Genomic DNA, 22,914 nt, shown 5'->3' on the forward strand with positions numbered 1-22,914 from the left:
CGCCCTCTTCGAGGAGAAGGGCCTGGGTGCGCCCTCGACCGCGTCGAACCGCCACGACCGCGACCGGCGCAAGAGCCGCGTGGCGGCGTGGGGGGTCTTCGCAATCGTCCTCGCGATCCTCGGCGGTCTCGTCGCCGGCGGCTTCTACGTCTGGAACACCTACGAGGACCAGATCCGTGCGGTCATGGGGTGGGAGGAGCCGAAGGACTTCGACGCCGGACTCGCCGAGGGCGAGGCGAGTGTCACGATCGTCTCGGGTCAGACGGGCGCCGACATCTCTCAGACGCTCTTCGACGCCGGTGTCACCAAGACTTCGGACGCGTTCTACTCGTACCTGATCGACAGCGGCGAGGACCCGAACGTCCTGAAGCCCGGCGTCTACTCGCTGCAGCAGAAGATGACCTCGGAGGCGGCGTTCACGGCGCTCCTCGATCCCGCGAACAAGCAGGAGTACACGGCGCAGCTGCGCGAGGGGCTCACCGTCGCCCAGTCGGTGCCCCGTATCGCCGAGGGCATCGGTCTGCCCATCGAGGACGTCGAGGCCGCCGTGAAGGACCCCGCCGCCTACGGTGTCAAGGCGCAGAGCCTCGAGGGCTGGCTGTTCCCGGCGACCTACACCTTCGACCCCGACGTCACGGCGACGCAGGTGATCCAGGCGATGGTTGACCGGACGGTGACAGCCCTCGACGATGCCGGCGTCCCGGCCGACCAGCGGGAGCGCATCCTCACCGTCGCCTCGATCATCGAGAAGGAAGCCCGCTACGAGGACGACTTCTACAAGGTCTCGCGCGTCATCGAGAATCGGCTTGACCCGTCGATCAGCGACACGAATGGCAAGCTGCAGATGGATTCGACCGCGCAGTACCCCTTCGCCGATCGGGAGGGTGGCACGAGCTCGCGCGCGGAGGAGCTCGAGGACGACAACCCGTGGAACACCTACGTCAACCCCGGCCTGCCGGTGACGCCCATCGCCAACCCCGGTGAACTCGCCATCAAGGCGGCGCTGGAGCCTGCCGAAGGGCCGTGGCAGTACTTCGTCACCGTCAACCTCGACACCGGCGAGACCGTGTTCTCCGCGACCTTCGCCGAGCACGAGAAGGCCGTCGCGCAATACCAGCAGTGGTGCCGGGACAACCCCGACGGAGGCTGCTCCTGATGACGACCGCCCTGGAGGTCTGGGGCGATCCGATCGGGCACAGCCTGTCGCCGGCGATGCACACGGCCGCCTACGCGCTGCTGGGGTGGGACTGGACCTACGGTCGGCGGCGGGTCGACGAGGCCTCCTTCGCCGATGAGCTCGCCTCGCTCGGCCCCGAGCACCGCGGGCTCTCGCTCACGATGCCCCTCAAGCACGTCGCCTACGCCGCCGCCGGGCAGCACGACGCCCGCGCGGCACTGACCGGCGCGGCGAACACGCTCGTCCGGTCCGGCTCCGGGTGGCATGCCTTCAACACGGATGCCGGGGGCATCGTCGCCGCGTTGGCGGAGGCCGGTGTCGTGGCCGCCGACCGGGCGCGCATCGTCGGTGCGGGGGCGACGGCATCCGCTGCGCTCGTCGCGCTGTCGGAGATCGGCGTGCAGCGGGTGTGGATCGCGGCACGCCGTCCCGCCGCGGCCGCCTCGCTGCAGGACCTGGGGGAGCGGCTCCGGCTCCGCGTCGACGCGGTGCCGCTCGACTCGACGACTCACGCGTCCGTGGACGTCACGATCGCGACGCTCCCCGGCGGCGTCTCGGTGGACGAGTCCGTCGCGGATCGTCTCGCCGCCGCCGGTGGCGCACTCCTCGACGTCGTCTACGGCCACTGGCCGACGGATCTGTCGCGGGCGTGGGACCGCATCGGCGCGCCCGCGCAGGGCGGGGCGGGGATGCTGCTGCATCAGGCCGTGCTGCAGATCCGCGCGTTCGCCTCGGGGGGCGTCGATCAGCCGCTCCCGCGCGAGGACGAGGTGGTGGCCGTCATGCGCCGCGCGCTCGTGGGAGACTAGAGCAATGCTCCGCGTGCTCACCGCCGGCGAATCCCACGGCCCCGAACTCGTCGCCATCATGGAGGGTCTGCCCTCCGGCGTGCCCGTCTCGCTCGACGCGATCCGCGCCGACCTCGCCCGCCGCAAGCTCGGCTACGGACGCGGGTCGCGGATGAAGTTCGAGGAGGACGAGCTGAACCTCTCCGGAGGCGTGCGGCACGGCCTCTCGCTGGGCAGCCCGATCGCCCTGCGCATCGGCAACACCGAGTGGCCGAAGTGGGTCGAGGTCATGAACCCCGAGCCGGTCGAGATGACCGAGCGCTCGCGCGGGCGCGGCGCCGCTCTGACGCGCCCCCGTCCCGGCCACGCCGACCTCGTCGGCATGCAGAAGTACGACTTCGACGAGGCCCGCCCCATCCTCGAGCGCGCCAGCGCCCGCGAGACCGCGGCGCGCGTCGCGCTCGGCGCGATCGCCCGCGAATTCCTCTCGGAGCTCGGCATCCGCCTCGTCAGCCACACCCTGTCGATCGGTCCCGTGCAGGTGCCCGAGGGTTCCGCGCTCCCCGGTCCGGACGACGTCGCGACGCTCGATGCCGATCCGCTGCGCTGCTTCGACCCGCAGACGTCCGAGCGCATGGTCGCCGAGGTGGATGCCGCCAAGAAGGACGGTGACACCCTCGGCGGCATCGTCGAGGTACTCGCCTACGGACTGCCGCCGGGGCTCGGCTCGCACGTGCACTGGGATCGCCGCCTCGACGGCAAGCTCGCCCAGGCGCTCATGAGCATCCATGCGATCAAGGGCGTCGAGGTCGGCGACGGGTTCGAGACCACGCGCCGCCGCGGATCCGCGGCCCACGACGAGCTCTTCGCGACGGCGGACGGCATCACCCGCGCGTCCGACCGCGCCGGCGGCACCGAGGGCGGCATGTCGACGGGCACCGTCCTGCGCGTCCGCGCGGGCATGAAGCCGATCGCGACGGTCCCGCACGCGCTGCGCACCGTCGACGTCGCCACCGGCGACACCGCAGCCGCGCACCACCAGCGCTCGGACGTCTGCGCGGTCCCCGCGGCCGGCGTCGTCGCCGAGGCGATGGTCGCGATCGTCCTGGCCGATGCCGTCCTCGAGAAGTTCGGCGGCGACAGCGTGCGCGAGACGCGGCGGAACCTCGAGACCTACCTCGCGGCGATCCCCGAGACGCTGAAGACGACCCCTGCGTCAGAGGCGGCGCTGCTCGCGCATGACCTCGCCTGAGCGCCAGGCGATCGTCCTCATCGGCCCCATGGGGGCCGGCAAGACGAGCGTCGGCAAGCGCGTCGCGAAGCGCTTGGGCCGCAGCTTCACCGACACCGACGCCGCGATCGTCCGTCAGCACGGCCCGATCGCCGACATCTTCGCGACGCACGGCGAGAGTCACTTCCGCGTGCTCGAGCGCGACGCCGTCGCGGCGGCACTCGAGACCGGGGGCGTCGTGTCGCTCGGCGGGGGCGCGGTGCTCGACGAGACCACCCGGCAGCGGCTGCAGGCGCACCGGGTCGCCCTCCTGACGGTCGCCCCGCGCGTCGTCGCGCGTCGGCTCGGCGAGGCGGCGACCCGGCCCCTGCTCACCGCGGGCGACGAGACCCCGATCGCCCGCTGGGAGCGGATCTACGCCGAGCGGCGTCCCGTCTACGAGGCGGTCGCCGATGCGACCTTCGACACCTCGTCGGGCCCGCTCGAGAACATCGTGACCGCCATCGCGGAGTGGGCAGCCCCCTCCGCCGACCCCCTCGGAGCACACGAATGAGCCACACCACCATCAGCGTCACGGGAGCGACGCCCTACGACATCCACGTCGGACGCGGGCTGCTCGCCGGTGTCCGCGAGCACCTCGCGCCCACGGTGAAGAAGGTGCTCGTCGTGCACACGCCGCGGCTCGGCGCGAAGGCCGCCGACCTGCGCGAGACGCTCCTCGCCGACGGCACCCTCGAGGTCCTGACCGCCGAGGTGCCCGATGCCGAGGACGGCAAGCGCATCGAGGTGGCCGCCTTCTGCTGGCAGGTCATGGGCCAGGCCGACTTCACCCGCTCGGACGCGGTCATCGGCTTCGGCGGCGGTGCGGTCACCGATCTCGCCGGGTTCGTCGCGGCATCCTGGCTGCGGGGCGTGCAGATCGTGCAGATCCCGACCACCGTCCTCGGCATGGTGGACGCCGCCGTCGGCGGCAAGACCGGGGTCAACACGGCCGAGGGGAAGAACCTCGTCGGCGCTTTCTGGGCGCCGAGGTCGGTGATCTGCGACCTCGACGTGCTCGACACCCTGCCCCGCAACGAGACCGTGGCGGGCTTCGCGGAAGTGGTCAAGGCGGGCTTCATCTGGTTCCCCGAGATCCTCGACATCGTCGAGCGCGACCCCGAGGCCGCGGTCGACCCGACGACGGCGGAGTTCCGTCGCTGCATCGAGCTCGCCATCGAGATGAAGGCGCGCGTCGTGAGCGAGGACTTCCGCGAGGCGGGCCTGCGCGAGATCCTCAACTACGGCCACACGCTCGGACACGCCATCGAGCACGCCGAGCGCTACCGCTGGCGTCACGGCGCGGCCATCTCGATCGGCATGATGTACGCCGCGGAGCTCTCGCGCCTCGCCGGCCGCCTCTCCGACGAGGACGTCGCCCGGCACCGCCGCATCTTCGATCTGCTCGGGCTCCCCGTGAGCTACCGCATGGACGGGTGGCAGCACCTGCTCGGCGTCATGCAGCGCGACAAGAAAGCCCGCGGCGGGATGCTGCGCTTCATCGTCCTCGACGCGATCGGCAAGCCCACCGTCATGCAGGCGCCCGACGAGTCGATCCTGTTCGCGGCGTACCAGGAGGTCGCCGGGTGACGGATGCCGTCGTCCGGCGGGTGCGCCTGCAGGAGTGGCGGCAGGTCCGCGATCTCCGCCTCCGCGCGCTGCGGGACCCGGTGGCATCGATCGCCTTCCTCTCCACCGCCGAGGAGGCGCTCGCCCAGGCCGACGACTTCTGGCAGCAGCGCACCGCGGATGCCGCGATGGGCGAAGACGCCGCGCAGTTCGTCGCCGTCGCGGGGGAGCGGTGGGTGGGCTCGGTGACCGTGCTGCTGCGCGCGGCGGGCTCGACCGACACCCTCGGCCGGGCAGTCGACGCGCCCCAGGCCGACCTCGTCGGGGTCTTCGTCGACGCCGATCACCGCGGCCGCGGCATCCTCGACGCACTCGTGGAGGTGGCCGCGGCGTGGGCGGAGGAAGCGGGCGCAAACGGACTGACGCTCGACGTCCACACCGACAACGCGCGGGCGCAGGCGGCCTACCGCCGGCTCGCGTTCACGCCGACGGGGCTCGGCGTCGACACCGCAGCGGGGTTCGAGATCCAGATGCACAGGGCCGCCCGATAGGGTGCTGACGTGTCGACCCGCCGCCTCCTGCTCGTCAACGGACCGAACCTGAACCTGCTCGGCATCCGCGAACCCGAGGTCTACGGCACCGAGACGCTCGCCGACGTCGAATCCCTGGTCGCAAGGACCGCGGCGGAGTCCGGCTACGAGGTGCGCGCCGTGCAGAGCAACCACGAAGGTGTGCTGATCGACGCGATCCACGCGGCCCGCACGGACTGCGCCGGCATCGTCATCAACCCGGGCGGCCTCACCCACACCTCCGTCGTCCTGCGCGACGCCCTCGCGGGTGTCGCCCTGCCCGTCGCCGAGGTGCACATCTCCGACGTGATGGCGCGCGAGGCGTTCCGCCACCACTCCTACGTCGCCGACGTCGCGGTGGTCCATGTCGTCGGGCGTGGCGTCGCGGGGTACGCGGAGGCCACGCGCGCGCTCGTCGCGCGGCTCGGGGACTGACCGCTTCCCGGGGCGGATGCCGCGGCATCCCGTAGAATCGATCGTCGGCCGCTCTGGCCCCTGAACTCATCGAACGGAAAACCGCACTCTCATGGCATCCACTGCAGACATCAAGAACGGCGTCGTCCTGTCCATCGACGGACAGCTCTGGAGCGTCGTCGAGTTCCAGCACGTGAAGCCCGGCAAGGGCGGTGCCTTCGTCCGCACCAAGCTCAAGAACGTCGTCTCGGGCAAGGTCGTCGACCGCACCTACAACGCGGGCGCGAAGATCGAGATCGAGAACGTCGACCGCCGCGACTTCACCTACCTCTACAACGACGGTGACAGCTACGTCTTCATGGACGTGTCGGACTACGACCAGCTGAGCGTGTCCCCGACGGTCGTCGGTGACGCCGCGAACTACTTGCTCGAGAACCAGCAGGTCCAGATCGCGCTGAACAACGGCAACCCGCTGTACGTCGAGATGCCCGCGTCGGTCGTCCTCGAGATCACCTACACCGAGCCGGGCCTGCAGGGCGACCGTTCGTCGGCCGGCACGAAGCCCGCCACCCTCGAGACCGGCTACGAGATCCAGGTCCCGCTCTTCGTCGAGCAGGGCACCAAGGTCAAGGTCGACACGCGCACCGGGGACTACCTCGGCCGCGTGAACTGACCCTCCGATGAGCGCACGGAGCAAGGCGCGCAAGCGCGCCCTCGACATCCTGTACCAGTCGGACATCCGCGGCGACGACCTCGCCGTGACCCTCGCCGCCGAAGCGAAGCGCGCGGCGAGCGAGCCCGCCCGCGAGGCGTCGTGGCTCTACGCGCGCGAGATCGTCGACGGCGTCATCGACACGCAGAGCGAGATCGACGAGCAGATCGTCACCCACGCCCGCGATTGGAAGCTCGAGCGGATGCCGGCGGTCGACCGCGCGATCCTCCGCATCGGCGTGTGGGAGATCCTCCACAACGACGACGTGCCCACGGCCGTCGCGATCGATGAGGCCGTCGAGCTCGCGAAGGAGTTCTCGACCGACGACTCCGGCTCGTTCGTGCACGGCGTGCTCGCCCGCATCGCGCGGAGCTGACCCCCGGCCGCCGCCGGGCGGCGTCGCTGCGCTCGGGCGGAGATCCGTCTTCGCGAGGACGATTGCGGCGGCATCCGTCCGCGGGAACGCAGATCTCCGCCGGACGGAAGCCCGGTCAGGCGAGGTGGAGGCCCTGCGCCAGCGCCCGGAGGATCCGATCCTGGACGTCGGGCCACCGCTCCACGACGTCGGTGTACCCGACACGGATCACGGTGTAGCCGTGCAGGGCGAGGAGGGTGTCGTGCGCGTTGTCGGCATCGCGTTGTGCTCCGACGTGATGGCCTCCGTCGATCTGCAGCACGAGCCTGGCCCCGATGAGGAAGTCGACCCGGTGACCGTGCAGGTACACCTGGGGGTGGACGGTGGCCGGAATCCAGCGGAGACGGACCGAGACGAAGGTCTCGAGGCCGGAATCGAGGTGAGCACAGGCATCCTCGAGCACGCGCCGCGCGGCCGGACGGAGGGCGTAGCGTCGCATGACCGCCGCGGACACCAGGCCCTGCCGCAGCGCGGAGTCCCAGACGGCGAGCGCCTGTTCGAACGGCCGGCACTCCGCGACGATCGCGAGGACGTTCTCGATGGGGTCCTCCAGCGCGCCCGGCACGCGTGCGATCAGCGGCGCGCCCCAGTGGACGCGCGCGCCGCGAGCAGAAACGGCACCGGATGCCGGTGGCGCGCCCACGTGCGGCCGTGAGGAGCCGGCCAGCGTCCAGAGACCGAGCCGCCGCGCCTGCGTGACGCACGTCAGGACCACGCCCGCGCGTGCCGCGCTGTAGAGGAGCGGATCGGCTCCCTGCTCGGCGACCCAGCCGCGGCGCGGTCGTTCCAGGCCCGCCGTGCCGATCCGATGTCGGGAGAACCCGGCATCCCGAAGGTCTGAGGTCCGCACCACGCCGCCGCGGTGCCGCACCCATTCGCGGATATCCATCCGTCGAGCGTGCCCCTATGGCCGCATGCGATCACGCTCGCGGGCGTCGTTGTGGGCGAGTGATCCGTCCGCAGCGGGTGTGGAGGGACCCAGGGACCGGCCCCCGAGCGGAGATCGGCCTTCCAGCGGACGACCGGGCCGCCATCCCTCCGCGCGAACGCAGATCTCAGCGTGCGGGGCGGAAGGCGGCGAGCTTCCCGACGCCGCGCCCGGCGCGGTGCACGAGGATCCCCGCCCCGACGCCGAGGATGAGGAAGCAGGCGACGAAGCTCGTGCTCACGAGGACGAGCCCGACCTCGGAGTCCGAGCCGTCGATGGGCAGCACGTCACCGAGGTCGCCGAGGGACATCCCGACGCCGAAGGCCACGCCGACGTAGGCGGGTAGACCGCAGACGAGCAGCGCGAGGTACGCGAGCGCGACCCACTCCGTCCGGAATACGGGGAACATGATCGCGGCGACGAGGACGGCCGCCGCCAGCGCGACCCCGACGAGTGGGAGGGCGACGGCGAGGGGCGTGAAGACAGGCTCACCGGCCGCCTCGGCGGCGACGGCGATCTGGTCGAGCGTCCGCCCCGGCACGGTCGACAGCGGTGTGAGGATCTGGGTGACGACGTACATCAGCTGCGCGTACAGAACAACGAGGACCGTCCCGGTCACCACGATGGTCGTGCGTACAGATGCCATGTCTTCCCCCGGAGTCATCCTGGCATGCCGAGCGGGCGCACCCCGTTAGACTGGTCGCACACAAGCAACCTTTAACACCGTCCTGTGAGGCGGAGAAGGGAGCGGCGGATGACTTCGCGCATCGTCTTGCACGACAGCGACATCGCCCGCGCACTCACGCGCATCTCTCACGAGATCCTCGAGTCGAACAAGGGCCCCGATGGGCTCGTGCTCCTCGGGATCCCCACCCGCGGCGTCACCCTCGCCGAGCGGATCGCGTCACTCATCGCCTCGTTCACCGGGGCCACCGTCCCGGTCGGCGCACTCGACGTGACCATGTATCGCGACGATCTGCACCGCAACCCGACCCGCACGCCGCGCCCGACGGAGATCCCCGCCGGCGGGATCGACGCCAAGACCGTCGTCCTCGTCGACGACGTGCTCTTCTCGGGGCGGTCCATCCGCGCGGCGCTCGACGCGCTGCAGGACATCGGCCGTCCCGCCGCCGTGCGGCTCGCGATCCTCGTCGACCGCGGTCACCGCGAACTGCCGATCCGGCCCGACTTCGTGGGCAAGAACCTGCCGAGCTCGCGCGACGAGCGCGTCAACGTCCGCCTCGCCGACGTCGACGGCGCCGAGGAGGTGACGATCGCGTCATGAGGCACCTGCTCGACACCCGTACGCTCGGCCGCGCCGACGCCCTCCGCATCCTCGACGTCGCCGAGGACATGCGCGACACGCAGTCGCGCGAGATCAAGAAGCTCCCGACGCTCCGCGGCAAGACGGTCGTGAACCTCTTCTTCGAGGACTCGACCCGCACCCGCATCTCCTTCGAGGCGGCGGCCAAGCGGCTCTCCGCCGACGTCATCAACTTCTCCGCGAAGGGGTCGTCGGTCTCCAAGGGCGAGTCGCTCCAGGACACCGCCCAGACCCTGCAGGCGATGGGGGCCGACGCCGTCGTCATCCGCCACGGCGCCTCCGGTGCCCCCCACACGCTCGCGACGAGTGGATGGATCTCCGCCGGCGTCCTGAACGCGGGTGACGGGACCCACGAGCACCCGACGCAGGCGCTGCTCGACGCCTTCACGATCCGCAAGCGCTTCTTCGGCGACGACAGTCGGGGTCGCGACCTGTCGGGCCTGCACGTCGCGATCGTCGGCGACATCCTGCACTCACGCGTCGCCCGGTCGAACGTCTGGCTGCTCACGACCCTCGGGGCGCGCGTCACCCTCGTCGCGCCGCCGACCCTCGTCCCGCAGGACGTGACGGCGTGGCCGGTCACCGTCCTCTACGACCTCGATCAGGCCATCGCCGACGCCCCCGACGCGGTCATGATGCTCCGCATCCAGCTCGAGCGGATGAATGCCGCCTATTTCCCGACTGAGCGGGAGTATTCGCGGCGCTGGGGATTGGATGCCGCGCGGATGGCCGCCCTGCCGACCGATAGCATTGTCCTGCATCCCGGACCCATGAACCGGGGTCTGGAGATCTCCGCCGACGCCGCCGATTCGCCACGCTCGACCGTTCTCGAACAGGTCGCGAACGGGGTGTCGGTGCGCATGGCGGCGCTCTACCTGCTCCTGGCGGGGGAGCGACCCACCCACGACGCACAGGAGGAGGCCCGATGACCGAGACCACCCTCATCCGCGGAGCGCGGATCGACGGCGGCATCGCCGCCGACATCCTGATCCGGGACGGTGTCATCGCCGAGCTGGGTTCCGGACTCAGTGCCGCCGGGGCGCGGACGGTGGATGCCGACGGCCTGATCGCGCTGCCGGGACTCGTCGACCTGCACACCCACCTCCGCGAGCCCGGCTACGAGGCGTCCGAGACGATCCTCACCGGATCGCGGGCGGCTGCCGCGGGCGGCTACACGACCGTCTTCGCGATGCCGAACACCTCACCCGTCGCCGACACGGCCGGCGTCGTCGAACAGGAGCTCGCCCTCGGCGAGGCCGCGGGCTACGTCCACGTGCAGCCGATCGGCGCCGTCACGGTCGGCCAGAAGGGGGAGCGGCTCGCCGAGCTCGGCGCCATGGCGTCGTCGCGTGCCCGCGTCCGCGTCTTCAGCGACGACGGCTTCTGCGTCTTCGACCCGCTCATCATGCGGCGCGCGCTGGAGTACGTGAAGTCCTTCGACGGCGTCGTCGCGCAGCACGCGCAGGACCCGCGGCTCACCGAGGGCGCGCAGATGAACGAGGGCACCGTCTCGGCGGAGCTCGGGCTGACCGGCTGGCCGGCGGTCGCCGAGGAGTCGATCATCGCCCGCGACGTGCTGCTGGCCGAGCACGTCGGATCGCGCCTGCACGTGTGCCACCTCTCCACCGCGGGATCGGTCGACCTCATCCGGTGGGCCAAGAAGCGCGGCATCCACGTGACCGCCGAGGTCACGCCCCACCACCTGCTGCTCACCGAGGAGCTCGTCCGCGGCTACGACCCGCGGTTCAAGGTGAACCCGCCGCTGCGGCGCGACGAGGACGTGATGGCCGTTCGCGAGGGTCTCGCCGACGGCACGATCGACATCGTCGCGACCGACCACGCGCCGCACCCCGCCGAGGCGAAGACGTGCGAGTGGCAGGCGGCGGCGAACGGCATGGTGGGGCTCGAATCGGCGCTCCGCGTCGTCCACGCCGCGATGATCGAGACCGGTCTGCTGGAGTGGGCCGACGTGGCGCGCGTCATGTCGACCGCTCCGGCCCGCATCGGCCGCCTCGCCGACGCCGGCACGCCGCTCGCGGTCGGCGCCCCGGCATCCCTCACCCTTTACGATGCGGCCCCGGTCCGGGCGTTCGGCACCGACGACCTGCGGGGCCGGAGCGTCAACTCGCCCTACCTCGGGCGGGAGCTGCCGGGCGAGGTGCGTGCGACGTTCTTCCGCGGGCGACAGACCGTGGCGGACGGCGTCGTCGTCGACGAGGTCGCCCCGTGAGCCGCGAGGCCGCCGGCCTCATCATGGCGGCGGTCGCGGCGCTCCTGATCCTCGCGGGCCTCCTCGCGTGGCGACGACGATCCCGGCGGGATGCGGGCCTGACCGCTCCCGTCGGCGAGGCGCCGGCCGGCGCCACGACGCGACTGCGGTCCGAGGGACTGTACGTCGCGACGACGCGCCACGACGAGCCGCTCGAGCGGCTCGCGATCCGCGGGCTCGCCTTCCGCTCGCGCGTCGACGTCACCGTCACCGACCGCGGCGTCGCGCTCGATCTGACCGGCCAGCCGCGCGTCTTCCTCGCGGCGGACCGCCTCGTCGACGCGGGACAGGCCACGGTCGCCATCGACCGGGTCGTCGAGCGCGACGGGCTCGTCCGCGTCGCGTGGACGACGCCCGAGGGCACTCTCGTCGACAGCTACCTCCGCCCGCAGGACACCTCGGCCCGCTCGCTCGCCGACGCGATCGCCGGGATCCTCCCCGCCACCCCCACTCCCCCCTCCCCCCAGCAGACTCCCGGAAGCGACGCATGAGCATTCAGAGATTCCAGGCTCCCGAACCCGCCGTCCTCGTCCTCGAAGACGGTTCCCGCCACCCCGGTCACGCCTACGGCGCGCGCGGCACCACCCTCGGCGAGGTCGTCTTCGCCACCGCGATGACCGGTTACCAGGAGACGATCACCGACCCGTCCTACGCGGGTCAGATCGTCCTGCAGACCGCGCCCCACATCGGCAACACCGGCATGAACGGCGAGGACCACGAGTCGCGCCGCATCTGGGTGTCGGGCTACGTCCTCCGCGACCCGTCGCGCATCGTCTCGAACTGGCGCGCCGACCACTCGCTCGAAGACGCCCTCGTCCGCGACGGCATCGTCGGGATCAGCGGCGTCGACACCCGTGCGGTGACGCGTGTGCTCCGCTCCGCCGGCTCGATGCGCGGTGGCGTGTTCTCGGGGGATGCCGCATCCCTCACCGACGACGAGCAGCTGCGCATCGTGCGCGAGGCGCCCGAGATGAGCGGACAGAACCTGTCCGCCGACGTCTCGGTCGCCGCCGCCGAGGTGACCCCGGCGGTGGGGGAGAAGATCGGCAACCTCGCGATCCTCGACCTCGGCGTCAAGCAGGCCACCGTGAACAACCTCGCCGCCCGCGGGTTCGAGGTGCACGTCCTCCCGCAGTCGATCACCTTCGCCGACATCCAGGCGATCGACCCGGTGGCGGTCTTCTACTCGAACGGCCCCGGCGACCCCGCGGCATCCGACCGTCACGTCGCGCTGCTGCGCGAGGTGCTGGATGCGCGCCTGCCCTTCTTCGGCATCTGCTTCGGCAACCAGCTGTTCGGCCGCGCTCTCGGGTTCGGCACGTACAAGCTGCCCTTCGGGCACCGCGGCATCAACCAGCCCGTCCTCGACAAGACGACCGGTCGCGTCGAGATCACGGCACACAACCACGGGTTCGCCGTCGACGCGCCCATCGAGGGCGTCATCGACAGCCCGAACGGCTACGGCCGCGTCGAGGTGAGCCACGTCGGTCTCAACGACAACGTGGTGGAGGGCCTGCGTGCCCTCGATCTCCCGGCGTTCAGCGTGCAGTACCACCCCGAGGCCGCCGCCGGCCCGCACGACGCCAACTATCTCTTCGACCGCTTCCGCGACCTCGTGATCGCCACTCAGGAGACGACCCAGAATGCCTAAGCGCGACGACATCAACAGCGTCCTCGTCATCGGATCGGGCCCGATCGTCATCGGTCAGGCCTGCGAGTTCGACTACTCCGGCACCCAGGCGTGCCGGGTCCTCCGCGAGGAGGGCGTGCGCGTCATCCTCGTCAACTCGAACCCCGCGACGATCATGACCGACCCCGACTTCGCCGACGCCACCTACGTCGAGCCGATCACCCCCGAGGTCATCGAGACGATCATCGCCAAGGAGAAGCCCGACGCGATCCTGCCGACCCTCGGCGGCCAGACGGCGCTCAACGCCGCGATGGCGCTGCACGACCGCGGCATCCTCGAGAAGTACGGCGTCGAGCTCATCGGCGCGAAGGTCGACGCCATCCGCAAGGGCGAGGACCGGCAGGTCTTCAAGGAGCTCGTCCTCGAGTCCGGCGCCGATGTCGCCCGCAGCGTCATCGCGCACACCATGGACGACCTGCTCGCCGGTGCCGCCGAGCTCGGGTACCCGCTCGTGGTCCGTCCCTCCTTCACGATGGGCGGGCTGGGCTCCGGCTTCGCGTACGACGAGGAGGACCTCCGCCGCATCGGCGGCGCGGGTCTGCGCGACTCTCCCACGACCGAGGTGCTCCTGGAGGAGTCGATCCTCGGCTGGAAGGAGTACGAGCTCGAGCTCATGCGCGACACCGCCGACAACACAGTCGTCGTCTGCTCGATCGAGAACGTCGACCCGGTCGGCGTGCACACGGGCGACTCGATCACCGTGGCGCCGGCGCTGACTCTCACCGACCGGGAGTACCAGAAGCTCCGCGACATCGGCATCGACATCATCCGCGCCGTCGGCGTCGACACCGGTGGCTGCAACATCCAGTTCGCCGTCGACCCGCAGACCGGCCGCATCATCGTCATCGAGATGAACCCGCGTGTCTCGCGCTCGTCGGCGCTCGCCTCGAAGGCGACCGGCTTCCCGATCGCCAAGCTCGCCGCGAAGCTCGCGATCGGCTACCGCCTCGACGAGGTGCCGAACGACATCACGAAGGCGACGCCCGCGAGCTTCGAGCCGACGCTCGACTACGTCGTCGTCAAGGTGCCCCGCTTCAACTTCGAGAAGTTCCCCGCCGCCGACACGACGCTCACGACCACCATGAAGTCGGTCGGTGAAGCGATGGCGATCGGCCGCAACTACACGACCGCCCTGCAGAAGGCCCTGCGCTCCCTCGAGAAGCGCGGCTCGAGCTTCCACTGGGGCCCCGAGGAGCGCTCGGTGGAGGAGCTCCTCGAGATCGCGAAGACCCCGACCGACGGCCGGATCGTCGTGCTGCAGCAGGCGCTGCGCAAGGGCGCGACGCTCGAGCAGGCGTTCGAGGCAACGGCGATCGACCCGTGGTTCCTCGACCAGATGATCCTCATCAACGAGGTGGCCGAGTACATCCGCGAGGCCGACGACTTGACCGAGGACGTCCTGCGCCTCGCGAAGGACCACGGCTTCAGCGACGCCCAGACCGCGGAGATCCGCGGCCTCGGCGAAGCGGAGGTGCGCGGCATCCGTCACGGCATCGGACTGCGCCCGGTCTACAAGACCGTCGACACGTGCGCGGGGGAGTTCCCGGCCCTCACGCCGTACCACTACTCCTCGTACGACCGCGAGACCGAGGTCACGCCGAGCGAGGGCCGCAAGGTCGTCATCATCGGCTCGGGCCCGAACCGCATCGGCCAGGGCGTCGAGTTCGACTACTCGTGCGTCCACGCGTCCTTCGCGCTGTCGGATGCCGGATTCGAGACCATCATGGTCAACTGCAACCCCGAGACGGTCTCGACCGACTACGACACGAGCGACCGGCTCTACTTCGAGCCGCTCACGCTCGAGGACGTCCTCGAGGTCCTGCACGCCGAGGCGCAGTCAGGCGAGATCGTCGGCGTCGTCTGCCAGCTCGGCGGTCAGACCCCGCTCGGACTCGCGAAGGGGATCGAGGCCGCGGGCTACACGATCCTCGGCACGAAGCCCGCCGCGATCGACATCGCGGAGGAGCGAGAGCTCTTCTCGCAGCTGCTCGACCGCGCGGGTCTCACCGCGCCGCGTCATGGGACGGCCACCGACGAGGCGGGCGCTATCGCGATCGCCGAGGAGATCGGGTACCCCGTCCTGGTGCGCCCGAGCTTCGTGCTCGGCGGACGCGGCATGGAGATCGTCTACGACACCGAGAGCCTGCGTGACTACTTCGTCCGCATCGCCGACCAGGCGATCATCCGCGAGGACGCGCCGCTGCTCGTGGACCGCTTCCTCGACGACGCCGTGGAGATCGACGTCGACGCGCTCTTCGACGGCGAGCAGCTCTACATCGGCGGCGTCATGGAGCACCTCGAGGAGGCCGGCATCCATTCCGGCGACTCGTCGTGCACCCTGCCGCCGATGTCGCTCGGACGCGGCGAGATCGACCGCGTGCGCACCGCGACCCACGCGATCGCCGAGGGCGTCGGGGTGCGTGGCCTGCTGAACGTGCAGTTCGCGGTCTCGGCCGGCGTCCTGTACGTCATCGAGGCCAACCCGCGCGCATCGCGCACCGTGCCGTTCGTGTCCAAGGCCCTCGGCATCCCGATGGCCAAGGCCGCCAGCCGCATCATGGCGGGCGCGTCGATCGCCGAGCTGATCGCCGAGGGTCTCCTGCCCGAGCAGGACGGCTCGCGGGTGCCGCTGGACGCTCCGGTCGCCGTCAAGGAGGCCGTGCTGCCGTTCAAGCGGTTCCGGACCGCGGACGGTCGCACGGTGGACTCCGTGCTCGGCCCCGAGATGCGCTCGACCGGCGAGGTCATGGGCATCGACCGGGACTTCCCGACGGCGTTCGCGAAGAGCCAGGCGGCCGCGTACGGCGGGATGCCGACCTCGGGCACCGTGTTCCTGTCGGTCGCCGACGACGACAAGCGCGCCGTCATCCTGCCCGCCCACCGGTTGCAGGAGCTCGGCTACACGCTCATCGCCACCGAGGGTACGGCCGAGATCCTCGCCCGCAACGGCATCCGGGTGGAGGTCGTCTCGAAGTACTCCGAGACGCAGGACTCCGGTGAGTCGAACGTCGTCGACCTCATCAACGCCGGCGAGATCGACATCGTCGTGAACACGCCCTCGGGCGGCATCGCCCGCGCCGACGGGTACGAGATCCGCGCCGCCGCCGTGGCCGCCGACAAGGCGCTGTTCACGACGATGGCCGTCCTCGGTGCCGCGGTGTCGGCCATGCCGGTCCTCCGCGAGGGCTTCGCGGTTCGGAGCCTCCAGGAGTACGCCGCCGACCGGAAGGCGGCGGTGTGACCTCATTCGGTTCACGGCTGGCCGCGGCGGTCGACGCCCGCGGCCCGCTGTGCGTCGGGATCGACCCCCACGCGTCCCTCCTGGACGCGTGGGGGCTCCCGGCATCCGCTGCGGGTGTCCGCGAGTTCGGCCTGCGGGTGGTGGATGCCGCGCGCACCCGCGTCAGCGTTGTGAAGCCGCAGGTGGCGTTCTTCGAGCGCTACGGGTCGGCCGGGTTCGCCGCCCTCGAGGAGGTCATCGGCACGGCGCGCGCGGCGGGCCTCGTCGTGATCGCCGACGCCAAGCGCGGCGACATCGGCACGACGATGGACGGCTACGCCGAGGCGTGGCTCGCAGCCGGGTCCCCGTTGGAATCGGATGCCGTGACGGTCAGCCCATACCTCGGCCCGGACTCGCTGCGCGGCACGATCGCGACCGCCGTGCGTGCGGGCAAGGGCGTGTACGTCCTCGCCGCGACGAGCAACCCCGAGGCGGCCGGCCTCCAATCCGCCGAGGTCACGGCCGTCGACGCGGAGCGCGGCCAGACGGTGGCCGACTGGGTCGCCCAGCGTGCCGGAGCCGCCAACGCCTCGGCCGTCGTCGGGGACGACAGGTTCGGGCCGGTGGGGTTCGTCGTCGGGGCTACAGTGGAACGCGCCGACCTCGGACTGTCGGATGCCTCGCTGCATCGCGCATCGATCCTCGCCCCGGGGTTCGGCGCGCAGGGTGCCCGCCTGCGCGACCTCACCGAGCGGTTCGGTCCGCTCGCACCGCAGGTGCTCGCCAGTGCGAGCCGCAGCATCCTCGGCGCGGGTCCCGGCGGAATCGGCGCGGCCATCGACACCCACAACTCCGAACTCCAGGACGCACGACATGCCTGACTCCCGCACCCCTCCCGAGGTCGACCGCGCCGCCGCATCGCGACGCGCCGTCGCGGCACGCCGCGAGCGCGCCGCGCTCAAGCGCGACGTCTCGACGCGCGTCATCAGCCCGCAGGACCTCCTGCGACGCGCGTGGGCCGAGCCCCAGTCCGCGGCGGCCGCCATGCGCGTGACCGAATTCCTGACCGCGATCCCCGCCATCGGCGAGGGCAAGCGCGACCGGATCCTGACCGACCTGCAGATCGCACCGGTGAAGAAGATCGGCGGTCTCGGCATCCGTCAGCGCCAGGTGCTGCAGGAGTACCTCGACCGCCGGCTGCCCGAGCCCCGCGCGCGCGCCGAGCGCAGTCGGCTGATCGTCCTGGCCGGCCCGACCGCGGTCGGCAAGGGCACCGTCGCCGCGCACATCAAGGAGCACCACCCCGAGATCCTGCTGTCGGTCTCGGCCACGACGCGGCCGCCCCGGCCGGGCGAGGTCGAGGGGGAGCACTACTTCTTCGTCGACGACGCGGAGTTCGACCGGATGGTGCGCGACGGCGAGCTCCTCGAGCACGCGACGGTCCACAACGCCTACCGGTACGGCACGCCGCGTCGTCCCATCGACGCCGCCCTCGCCGAAGGACGGACGGTGCTGCTCGAGATCGACCTGCAGGGTGCGCGTCAGGTGCGGGCCGCCGCGCCGGACGCGACGCTCGTCTTCCTTCTGCCGCCGAGCTGGGACGAGCTCGTGAACCGCCTCGTGGGGCGGGGCACCGAGGGCGAGGAGGAGCGGGCACGCCGCCTGAAGACCGCCCGGGTCGAGCTGGCCTCGCAGGGCGAGTTCGACTACCGCGTCGTGAACGACGACGTCGCCCGGGCTGCCGCCGAAGTGGCGGACCTCGCCCGCTGACGCCCGCTGGGAACGATTCGTTTCAGACCGTTACAGCCGATGAGGCGGGACGGCGGCGGTCCGGAAAGCTGGACGCATGTCCACCGTCCTGACCGCCACCGCGCCTGCGTCGAGTCCTGCCTCGGCACCCGGGGCGGTGTCGCTCGCGGGTGTGGAACGCACCTTCGCCGGCGCGAACGGCGCCGTCTCGGTGCTCCGGCGCGTCGACCTGACGATCGACCCCGGGGAGATCGTCGCCGTGGTCGGTCCGTCCGGGTGCGGCAAGTCCACGCTCCTGCGTCTGCTGGCAGGCCTCGACACCCCGACCGCGGGGTCGGTGACCGTCGACGGCACGCCGCTCCGCGACACCGACGAGCGCACCGCCGTGGCCTTCCAGGAGCCGCGCCTCCTGCCGTGGCGCAGCATCGCCGAGAACGTCGAACTCGGGATGCCGCGCGGCACCGCGCGCGCCGCGACGAGAGCCCGCGTCGCCGAGCTGCTCGACCTCGTGGGGCTGACCTCCGCCGCGACGCGTCGACCGAGCGAGGTCTCCGGGGGGATGGCGCAGCGCGCATCCCTCGCGCGCGCCCTCGCCCGCGGACCCGAGGTGCTGCTGCTCGACGAGCCGTTCGGCGCCCTCGACGCGCTCACGCGGCTGCGGATGCAGGATCTCCTCCTCGACATCCACTCCGCCGAACCGACGACCGTCGTCCTCGTGACGCACGACGTCGAGGAGGCCCTCTACCTCGCCGACCGCGTGCTGCAGCTGCGCGCGATCGACGCCGGATCCCGGGAATCCTCGATCGCACGCGTGATCGAGGTTCCCGGCATCCGCCCCCGTGACCGCGCCGATCGCGGCTTCACGGACCTCCGCGCCGAGCTCCTCGACGGACTCGGCGTCGACACCCACCGCTCGACCCCTCAGGAGACCCGATGAGCACCGTCATCCGCCGCACCGTCCCCACGATCGTCGTGGCGGGAGCGGTGATGCTCATGGCCACGGGGTGCCTGGCCGGCGAGAACGCCGCCTCCACCACCGAGAGCACGGGGGAGTGGTCCACCGACACGCTGTCGATCGACTTCGCGACCTACAACCCGCTGAGCCTCGTCGTGAAGGACCAGGGCCTCATCGAGAAGGCGCTCGGCGACGACGTCGACGTCGAGTGGACGCAGTCCGCCGGGTCGAACAAGGCCAACGAGCTGCTGCGCGCCGGTTCGCTCGACGTCGGCTCCACGGCCGGCTCCGCCGCGCTGCTGGCCCGCGCCAACGGTTCGCCGATCAAGGTCATCAACGTCTACTCGCAGCCCGAATGGTCGGCGATCGTCGTCGGCCCCGACAGCGACATCACCTCGATCGCCGACTTGAAGGGCAAGAAGGTCGCGGCCACCAGCGGCACCGACCCGTACTTCTTCCTGCTGCAGGCGCTCGAGACGGCCGGACTCGGCGTCTCGGACGTCGAGGTGCAGAACCTGCAGCACGCCGACGGCCGCTCGGCCCTCGACGGCGGATCGGTCGACGCGTGGGCCGGTCTCGACCCGATCATGGCGGCCGCCGAGGTCGAATCGGGCGACAAGCTGATCTACCGGAACGTCGACTTCAACTCGTACGGCTTCCTCAACGCGACCGAGGAGTTCCTCACCGACCACGCCGACGTCGCGCAGGTCGTCGTCAATGCGTACGAGGAAGCCCGCGAGTGGGCTCTGGCGAACCCAGACGAGACCGCAGCGCTCCTCGCCGAGGTCGCCGGGATCGACCCCGTCGTCGCGACCACCGTCATCTCCGAGCGCTCGAACCTCGACGTCAGCGGCATCCCCGGCGACGCCCAGCTGGCGGTCCTGAAGAAGATCGCTCCGGTGCTCGTCGACTCCGACGCGGTGACCGGTGGGCAGGATGCCGTGGACACGGCGCTCGACACGATCATCGAGCCGACGTTCGCCGAGAAGGCCGCGGGCTGATCGTGACGGCCTCCGCAGAGGCGACCACCACCGCCGCGGCGCCCTCGGGCGCGGCGGCGGTGCGGCCGTTCTGGTCCCGCACGAGCGTCCGCGTCGTAGGCGGTCTCGTCGTCCCCGTCGCCCTCCTCGCGCTGTGGCAGGCGGTGACGGCGTTCGGGGTGATCCCGACCTATCGCCTGCCGGCCCCAGTCGACGTGGTGAACGCGGCGGTCCGTCTCGCCGAGGACGGCACGCTCTGGCGTCATATCGCGATCTCGGTGCAGCGCGTCGTCCTCGGCTTCGCGGTCGGGTCGGTCGTGGGCCTCGCCGTCGCCGCGGTCGTCGGGCTGACCCGTTCCGGGGACGTCCTCCTCAGCCCGATCCTCGCGGGTTTCCGCGCGATCCCGTCGCTGGCGTTGGTGCCGCTCCTGCTGTTGTGGATGGGCATCGGCGAGGAGCCGAAGGTGACGCTGGTGGCGATCGGCGCGTTCTTCCCGGTCTTCACGACCGTTGCGGGCGCCCTCCGCCATGTGGATCCGCATCTCGTCGAGATGGCGCGTTCGTTCGGTCTCCGCGGGTGGGAGCTGTTCCGCACGGTCCAGCTGCCCGCGACCGTCCCGTCCCTCGTCTCGGGTCTGCGCCTGGCGCTCGCGCAGGCGTGGTTGTTCCTCGTCGCCGCGGAGCTCATCTCCGCCTCGATGGGTCTCGGATACTTGCTCACCGATTCGCAGAGCACAGGACGCGTCGACCGCATCTTCCTGGCGATCGTCATCCTGGCGGGCCTCGGGGTGCTCTCGAACGCGCTCGTCACCCTGCTCCAGCGCCGTGTCCTGAGGAAGTGGTCATGACGTCGACGACCGCAGACGACGAGCTGCGCCTCGTCGAGACCCGTGCCTACCCGGCGCCGCCCACGTTCGCCGCGCAGGCCAACGTGACCGCCGATGCGTACGGGGAGGCTGCCGCGGATCCCCTGGCCTTCTGGGAGCGCGCCGCGCGGCGCCTGGATTGGACGACCCCCTGGCACACCGCGCTCGACTGGCAGCCCCCCGCCCGCTCCGACGACGGCACACTCGCCGTCCCGGTCGCCCGCTGGTTCGACGGGGGCACCCTGAACGTCGCCGTGAACTGCGTCGACCGTCACGTCGCCGCCGGTCGCGGCGACAAGGTGGCCCTGCACTTCGAGGGTGAGCCCGGCGACCGCACGACCGTCACCTACGCCGATCTGCTGCGCCGCGTCTCCCAGGCGGCGAACGCGCTGGAAGGGCTCGGCGTCGGTCCGGGCGATCGCGTCGTCGTCTACCTGCCGGTTCTCGTCGAGACGGTCGTTATCGCGCTCGCCTGCGCGCGTGTCGGAGCGGTGCACTCGCTCGTTTTCGGCGGGTTCTCGGCCGAGGCCCTGCGGTTCCGCCTCGAAGACACGGGCGCGAAACTGCTCGTCACGAGCGACGGGCAGTTCCGCCGCGGGGGAGCGGTTGAGGTGAAGTCCGCCGCCGACACCGCGGCTGCGGGACTTCCGGCCCTCGAGCACGTGCTGGTCGTCCGGCGCACCGGCGACGAGGTCGCGTGGACCCCGGGTCGCGACGTCTGGTGGCACGACGTGGTCGACACCGCGCCGTCCGTCCACGTGGCGTCGGCGTTCGAAGCGGAGCATCCGCTCTTCATCATCTACACCTCCGGCACGACGGGCAGGCCGAAGGGTCTCGTGCACACCTCGGGCGGGTACCTCACGCACGCGAGCTGGGCGCACTGGGCCCACTTCGACGCGAAGCCCGACGACGTGCACTGGTGCACCGCCGACCTCGCCTGGGTCACCGCGCACACCTACGAGATCTACGGCCCGCTCTCGAATGGCCTCACCCAGGTCATCTACGAGGGCACCCCCGATGCGCCGCACCGCGAGCGTCACCTCGAGATCATCGAGCGCTACGGCGTGACCGTCTACTACACGGCGCCCACCCTCATCCGCACCTTCATGACGTGGTTCGGCGACGCGCTCCCCGCGGGCCACGATCTGTCGAGCATCCGCCTGCTCGGCACCGTGGGCGAGGCGATCAACCCCGCCGCGTGGGTGTGGTTCCGTCGCACGTTCGGCCGCGACGAGGTGCCCGTCGTCGACACATGGTGGCAGTCCGAGACCGGTGCGGCGATGATCGCCCCGCTGCCCGGCGTCACGACCCTGAAGCCCGGCTCCGCGACCGTCCCGCTGCCGGGGATCGACGCGGCCGTCGTGGACGACGAGGGCCGCGAGGTCCCGGCGGGACGCTCGGGCACGCTCGTCGTGCGGCGGCCCTGGCCGGGCATGGCGCGGACCGTCTGGGGGGACCCGGACCGCTACCGCGACGCGTACTGGTCGGCCTACGCCGGGCACGGGGAGTACGGCGGCTACTACGTCGCCGGCGACGGCGCGACCCGCGACGCCGACGGCCACATCCGCATCCTCGGACGACTCGACGACGTCGTGAACGTCTCCGGTCACCGTCTGTCGACGATCGAGATCGAATCGGTGCTCGTGGCGCACGAGACGGTGGGCGAGGCGGGCACGACGGGTGTCGCCGATCCCGTGACCGGCCACGCGGTCGCGGCCTTCGTCGTCCCGTCCGGGGCGGGGGAGCCGGATGCCGCCGACCTCCGCGCGCACGTCGCGCGCGAGATCGGGCCGGTCGCCAAGCCCCGCCATGTGCTCGTCGTCCCGGACCTGCCGAAGACCCGTTCCGGCAAGATCCTCCGCCGCCTGCTCGCCCAGCTGTGGCAGGCGGAGCAGGACCGCCGTGCCGGCCGCGAACCCGCGCCGCTCGGCGACACCACGTCGCTGCAGAACCCCGACGCCGTCGCAAAGATCGCCGCCGCCCTCGCCGCGGCCTGACACGCGGCACCCCGAGAGAGAA

General features: G+C 71.3%; 23 protein-coding genes. 21 read left to right on the forward strand and 2 right to left on the reverse strand.

All coding sequences use genetic code 11. The features are described from left to right. The 9 genes from mltG to nusB form a co-directional block, all read left to right on the forward strand. On the forward strand, positions 1 to 1,156 hold a 1,156-nt coding region (gene mltG, locus AB0P29_RS00005), incomplete at its 5' end, for an endolytic transglycosylase MltG (protein ID WP_363377548.1). Continuing rightward, positions 1,156 to 1,986, forward strand: coding sequence for a shikimate dehydrogenase (locus AB0P29_RS00010; RefSeq protein ID WP_363377550.1), 831 nt, complete (start codon positions 1,156 to 1,158; stop codon positions 1,984 to 1,986). The genes mltG and AB0P29_RS00010, both read left to right, overlap by 1 nt. Positions 1,987 to 1,990: 4 nt before the next feature. Then, on the forward strand, positions 1,991 to 3,217 hold the full coding sequence (aroC, locus tag AB0P29_RS00015) for a chorismate synthase (RefSeq protein ID WP_363377552.1): 1,227 nt from the start codon (positions 1,991 to 1,993) through the stop codon (positions 3,215 to 3,217). Further along, a complete protein-coding gene (locus tag AB0P29_RS00020) occupies positions 3,204 to 3,749 on the forward strand; it encodes a shikimate kinase (RefSeq protein ID WP_363377554.1) in 546 nt (181 codons plus the stop codon). The genes aroC and AB0P29_RS00020 overlap by 14 nt, the downstream gene beginning before the upstream one ends. After that, a complete protein-coding gene (gene aroB, locus AB0P29_RS00025; RefSeq protein WP_064002082.1) occupies positions 3,746 to 4,825 on the forward strand; it encodes a 3-dehydroquinate synthase in 1,080 nt (359 codons plus the stop codon). The genes AB0P29_RS00020 and aroB overlap by 4 nt, the downstream gene beginning before the upstream one ends. Beyond that, complete coding sequence (locus tag AB0P29_RS00030) at positions 4,822 to 5,355, forward strand: GNAT family N-acetyltransferase (protein WP_363377556.1); 534 nt, start codon at positions 4,822 to 4,824, stop codon at positions 5,353 to 5,355. Before aroB ends, AB0P29_RS00030 begins: the two co-directional genes overlap by 4 nt. Positions 5,356 to 5,364: 9 nt before the next feature. After that, positions 5,365 to 5,808: a type II 3-dehydroquinate dehydratase gene (locus tag AB0P29_RS00035; protein WP_363377558.1), complete on the forward strand. Its 444-nt coding sequence runs from the start codon at positions 5,365 to 5,367 to the stop codon at positions 5,806 to 5,808. Between the two features lie 91 nt (positions 5,809 to 5,899). Then, positions 5,900 to 6,460 (forward strand): elongation factor P, encoded by a 561-nt coding sequence (gene efp / locus AB0P29_RS00040; protein ID WP_363377560.1) that lies wholly within the window; start codon positions 5,900 to 5,902, stop codon positions 6,458 to 6,460. Positions 6,461 to 6,467: 7 nt separating this feature from the next. After that, complete coding sequence (gene nusB / locus AB0P29_RS00045) at positions 6,468 to 6,875, forward strand: transcription antitermination factor NusB (protein WP_064002078.1); 408 nt, start codon at positions 6,468 to 6,470, stop codon at positions 6,873 to 6,875. 115 nt (positions 6,876 to 6,990) lie between these two features. On the opposite strand, the gene AB0P29_RS00050 is transcribed toward nusB, so the two are convergent. Then, positions 6,991 to 7,803: a DUF559 domain-containing protein gene (locus tag AB0P29_RS00050; protein WP_253035570.1), complete on the reverse strand. Its 813-nt coding sequence runs from the start codon at positions 7,801 to 7,803 to the stop codon at positions 6,991 to 6,993. Between the two features lie 166 nt (positions 7,804 to 7,969). Next, a complete protein-coding gene (locus AB0P29_RS00055; RefSeq protein WP_363377562.1) occupies positions 7,970 to 8,488 on the reverse strand; it encodes a hypothetical protein in 519 nt (172 codons plus the stop codon). A 108-nt stretch (positions 8,489 to 8,596) separates the two neighbouring features. Here AB0P29_RS00055 and pyrR point away from each other — a divergent pair, with 108 nt between their 5' ends. The 12 genes from pyrR (at position 8,597) to acs (ending at position 22,892) form a co-directional block, all read left to right on the forward strand. After that, complete coding sequence (pyrR, locus tag AB0P29_RS00060; RefSeq protein WP_217531933.1) at positions 8,597 to 9,127, forward strand: bifunctional pyr operon transcriptional regulator/uracil phosphoribosyltransferase PyrR; 531 nt, start codon at positions 8,597 to 8,599, stop codon at positions 9,125 to 9,127. Continuing rightward, positions 9,124 to 10,095 carry an aspartate carbamoyltransferase catalytic subunit gene (locus AB0P29_RS00065; RefSeq protein WP_217531931.1) on the forward strand — a complete coding sequence of 324 codons (972 nt, stop codon included), beginning with the start codon at positions 9,124 to 9,126 and terminating at the stop codon, positions 10,093 to 10,095. Before pyrR ends, AB0P29_RS00065 begins: the two co-directional genes overlap by 4 nt. Continuing rightward, entirely contained in the window at positions 10,092 to 11,396 is a 1,305-nt protein-coding gene (locus AB0P29_RS00070; protein ID WP_359918725.1) for a dihydroorotase, read from the forward strand. The genes AB0P29_RS00065 and AB0P29_RS00070 overlap by 4 nt, the downstream gene beginning before the upstream one ends. Beyond that, complete coding sequence (locus AB0P29_RS00075; protein WP_363377565.1) at positions 11,393 to 11,926, forward strand: hypothetical protein; 534 nt, start codon at positions 11,393 to 11,395, stop codon at positions 11,924 to 11,926. Before AB0P29_RS00070 ends, AB0P29_RS00075 begins: the two co-directional genes overlap by 4 nt. After that, positions 11,923 to 13,086: a glutamine-hydrolyzing carbamoyl-phosphate synthase small subunit gene (gene carA, locus AB0P29_RS00080; protein ID WP_253035575.1), complete on the forward strand. Its 1,164-nt coding sequence runs from the start codon at positions 11,923 to 11,925 to the stop codon at positions 13,084 to 13,086. The genes AB0P29_RS00075 and carA overlap by 4 nt, the downstream gene beginning before the upstream one ends. Beyond that, positions 13,079 to 16,366, forward strand: coding sequence for a carbamoyl-phosphate synthase large subunit (carB, locus tag AB0P29_RS00085; RefSeq protein WP_363377567.1), 3,288 nt, complete (start codon positions 13,079 to 13,081; stop codon positions 16,364 to 16,366). The genes carA and carB overlap by 8 nt, the downstream gene beginning before the upstream one ends. Then, positions 16,363 to 17,226 carry an orotidine-5'-phosphate decarboxylase gene (gene pyrF / locus AB0P29_RS00090; RefSeq protein ID WP_363377569.1) on the forward strand — a complete coding sequence of 288 codons (864 nt, stop codon included), beginning with the start codon at positions 16,363 to 16,365 and terminating at the stop codon, positions 17,224 to 17,226. Before carB ends, pyrF begins: the two co-directional genes overlap by 4 nt. After that, on the forward strand, positions 17,219 to 18,115 hold the full coding sequence (gene gmk / locus AB0P29_RS00095) for a guanylate kinase (RefSeq protein ID WP_253035578.1): 897 nt from the start codon (positions 17,219 to 17,221) through the stop codon (positions 18,113 to 18,115). The genes pyrF and gmk overlap by 8 nt, the downstream gene beginning before the upstream one ends. Before the next feature lie 76 nt (positions 18,116 to 18,191). Beyond that, the gene (locus AB0P29_RS00100) at positions 18,192 to 19,031 is read left to right on the forward strand and encodes an ABC transporter ATP-binding protein (protein WP_363377573.1); all 840 of its coding nucleotides are present in this window, start codon (positions 18,192 to 18,194) and stop codon (positions 19,029 to 19,031) included. Then, positions 19,028 to 20,050 carry an aliphatic sulfonate ABC transporter substrate-binding protein gene (locus AB0P29_RS00105; protein WP_363377575.1) on the forward strand — a complete coding sequence of 341 codons (1,023 nt, stop codon included), beginning with the start codon at positions 19,028 to 19,030 and terminating at the stop codon, positions 20,048 to 20,050. The genes AB0P29_RS00100 and AB0P29_RS00105 overlap by 4 nt, the downstream gene beginning before the upstream one ends. 2 nt (positions 20,051 to 20,052) lie before the next feature. Beyond that, positions 20,053 to 20,877: an ABC transporter permease gene (locus tag AB0P29_RS00110; RefSeq protein WP_363377577.1), complete on the forward strand. Its 825-nt coding sequence runs from the start codon at positions 20,053 to 20,055 to the stop codon at positions 20,875 to 20,877. Next, positions 20,874 to 22,892: an acetate--CoA ligase gene (acs, locus tag AB0P29_RS00115; RefSeq protein WP_363377579.1), complete on the forward strand. Its 2,019-nt coding sequence runs from the start codon at positions 20,874 to 20,876 to the stop codon at positions 22,890 to 22,892. Before AB0P29_RS00110 ends, acs begins: the two co-directional genes overlap by 4 nt. Positions 22,893 to 22,914: the final 22 nt, after the last annotated feature.

It is taken from the genome of Microbacterium sp. NPDC080220, assembly GCF_040686395.1.
In the GTDB taxonomy this organism is placed as follows: domain Bacteria; phylum Actinomycetota; class Actinomycetes; order Actinomycetales; family Microbacteriaceae; genus Microbacterium; species Microbacterium gawkjiense.